Annotated in this window: 2 protein-coding genes; both read right to left on the bottom strand. The window is 65.9% G+C overall.

Annotated elements, in window-relative coordinates; genetic code table 11:
* Positions 1-476: ATP-binding protein (locus tag FHS92_RS18005; RefSeq protein WP_184081940.1), on the bottom strand; the 476-nt coding region annotated here is incomplete at its 3' end.
* The gene (gene istA / locus FHS92_RS18010; RefSeq protein WP_041378971.1) at positions 463-1,977 is read right to left on the bottom strand and encodes an IS21 family transposase; all 1,515 of its coding nucleotides are present in this window, start codon (positions 1,975-1,977) and stop codon (positions 463-465) included. The genes istA and FHS92_RS18005, both read right to left, overlap by 14 nt.
* Positions 1,978-2,089: the final 112 nt, after the last annotated feature.

The following is a 2,089-nucleotide window of genomic DNA, read 5'->3' on the forward strand; positions in this document are numbered from 1 at the left end:
CGGGATAGCTGGGCGGCGAGAGCGCCGCTCTTGCCGATCCTGGCCTCCTCTTCGAGGCGGGTCACCAGATCGACGGTGTTGAAGTAGCGGCCTCGCGCACCCGAGCGAACGACATTGGCGGCGATGGCGATGGCCAGGTGGGTTTTGCCGGTGCCCGTGCCGCCGACCAGGACGATGTTGCGCCGAGCGGGCAGGAACGCGCCACTGTGCAGCGAACGCACCAGCCCCTCGTTGATCGGCGTGCCCTCGAACCGGAACGCATCGATATCCTTCACGACCGGCAGCCGGGCGGCCGCCATCCGGTATCGGATCGAGGCAGCATGGCGATGTGTTGCTTCCGCGCGCAGAAGGTCGGTCAGTATCTCCATCGTGGTGCGCTGGCGCTGAAGGCCGGTGGTGACCGCATCGTCGAACGCGCCCGCCATGCCCTTGAGCCCAAGCCCGCGCATCGCCTCGATCATGTCATGCCGCTGCATCGAAGGTCCTCAGCTGGTCGTAACGGGCGCAGTCGGCGATCGGCGGATGGCGCAAGGCGCTGTCTTCGGAGGTGATGATGGTGAGCGGTCGCGGCGGTTCGCGGCGCCGCGCCAGGATGTTGAGGATCAGGTCGTCGCTCGCCGTGCCGGTCGCCAATGCCTCGCGGACGGCCGCTTCGACCGGCTCCAGACCATCGGTCAGCACGGCCGACAGCACACGGACGAACCGGCGGTCGGCATCGTCGCCATTGCCAAGCTTGCGGCGCAGGCGCGCCAGCGCCGGCGGCAGATCCCAGTCCTGGAAGGGCGCGCCGTTCCGCAGCGCTCCGGGCTTGCGGGCCAGTACCGGCAGATAATGCCAGGGGTCATAGATCGTGCGGTTGCGCCCGAAGTAGCGGGGATGCTCGGCGACAACCTCCTCGCCGCAGCGCACGACAATGCGGTCGGCATAGGCCCGGACCTGCACCGTCCGCCGCGCCACCGTCGAGAGAACCGAGTAGCGGTTGCGATCGAAGCTGATCAGGCAGGTGCCCGTCACCGCATGCTCGCTCTCGTTAAAGCCGTCGAACGGTCCCAGCATCGGCTGCAGTGCCGATCGCTCGATCTCCAGCGCCTGCGCCACGGTCAGCTCGCCCTGTTCCGGGTGTGCCTGTCGTTCCGCCCAGCGCTGGCACTCGGCCTCCAGCCAGCCATTGAGCTCGTCGAGGCTGGCGAACCGCAACCGGGGTTGGAAGAAGCGGCCCCGGATCGTCTGCACCTGGTTCTCGACCTGGCCCTTCTCCCATCCCGCCGCCGGCGAGCAGGCGGTGGGCTCGACCATATAATGGTCGGTCATGATCAGGAACCGCCGGTTGAAGACCCGCTCCTTCCCCGTGAACACGCTCGTCACCGCCGTCTTCATATTATCGTAGATGCCGCGGCCCGGCACGCCGCCGAAGAAAGCAAAGCCGCGCGCATGCGCGTCGAACAGCATCTCCTGACTCTCGCGCGGATAGGCCCGGACATAGACCGCCCGCGATGCACACAGCCGCATATGCGCAACCTTCACGCGCATCGGCTTGCCGGCGATCTCCACATCCTCATGGCTCCAGTCGAACTGGTAGGCCTCGCCCGGCTTGAACATCAGCGGGATGAAGGCGGTGACACCATCGCCGGCATCCTTGCGCCGGTCGGCCTTCCAGCGCGCCGCGTAGCGCCGAACGGCATCGTAGGAACCCTCAAAACCTTCGCGCTCCAGCAGATCATGTATCCGCGTCATCCGCAGTCGCTCGCGCCTGCCGCGCACCTCGTTCTCTTCCAGCAGTGTGTTCAGGCGATCCTGAAACGGCCCGATCCTAGGCAGTGGCTGAACCTTGCGCTGATAGTCGAATGCGCCTTCCGGCGCCCGGATCGCCTTGCGGATCACCTTCCGCGACACATGCAAATCCCGCGCGATCGCCTTGATCGCCTTGCCGCCGGCATACTCGCGCCGAATCCGAACCACTGTCTCCAAAATCAACATCCCGATCTCGCCGCCTGAAAATCCAGCCGGCTGCTTAAACCATCGAAATGAGGGGTCCCTTTTAGACGCCGATCACCCCGCTAACGGGGTCCTTTTTGCACGCCGATCCACA

The organism is Sphingobium subterraneum, assembly GCF_014199435.1.
GTDB lineage: Bacteria > Pseudomonadota > Alphaproteobacteria > Sphingomonadales > Sphingomonadaceae > Sphingobium > Sphingobium subterraneum.

Bases quoted from the DNA above. Each gene is read 5' to 3' on its own strand.
- istA (WP_041378971.1), bottom strand. From the start codon at position 1,977: ATGTTGATTTTGGAGACAGTGGTTCGGATTCGGCGCGAGTATGCCGGC.